Source organism: Sphingobium lactosutens DS20 (assembly GCF_000445105.1).
Lineage (GTDB): Bacteria > Pseudomonadota > Alphaproteobacteria > Sphingomonadales > Sphingomonadaceae > Sphingobium > Sphingobium lactosutens.
Genome location: NZ_ATDP01000001.1, coordinates 1 through 741, shown reverse-complemented (window position 1 = coordinate 741; position 741 = coordinate 1). Strand labels below are relative to the sequence as shown.

Below are 741 nucleotides of genomic sequence, written 5' to 3'. Positions count from 1 at the left end.
ACCTCGGTAAAAACCGCTGAACGATGGCTGGCGTTCAAGTTAATGGCCACTCGATCGACGGGACGAATGTTGACGCCGCCGGCGAGCGTCCAGCGCGGAGCATGAGCGAATTCAAGGCCGTCATAGTCCGTCACGCTGCCGACCGTCGTGGCAAATTCATCGAACCTCGTGCGCGAGTAGCCCACCGAGGCGTACCAGTCGAAAGCGCCGCTGGGGCTGTGCGTCGCCTCGATCTCGAACCCATAGAGATGGGACGAGCCGGCATTGACGATATGCGTGTCGTATATGCTCATGCCGAAGTTCGCTGAAACCTGCTGATCCTTCCAGTCGACATAGAAGGCGTTGGCATTCAATGTCAGCCGCCCATCGAGCCACGCGGAACGCAGCGACAGCTCGTAGTTCCAGGTGAATTCAGGATCGTAGGAAAAGGTCGCCGAACGCGCGATATTGCCGCTCGAGCCGCCTGACCGATAGCCTCGTTGGACCGTGAAACCAGTCTTGAGGTTCGGCGTCCAGGCCATTTGGATCCCCGCCTTCGGCAAGAACGCATCGAAGGTCCGATCGGTAGCGGCGGCCGAACCGCTCGCTTGGGCTACGATGCCGGCAACGCCCTGGTTGATTGCAACCACCGCGCGGTACAGCGGCGACCCGGTGGAGCCGAAAGCCCTCGGATCAGGATAGGCCCCCGCGAACCGCGCGGTCTGATCGATGCCCAAGCTGTTCGTTTCGTGGTCGTAGCGA

Annotated in this window: 1 protein-coding gene; it reads right to left on the bottom strand. The window is 61.0% G+C overall.

Annotated features, from left to right (window positions below; translation table 11 throughout):
• A partial coding sequence (locus RLDS_RS0127310) for a TonB-dependent receptor domain-containing protein (protein WP_031297146.1) occupies window positions 1-741 on the bottom strand: 741 nt, incomplete at both ends.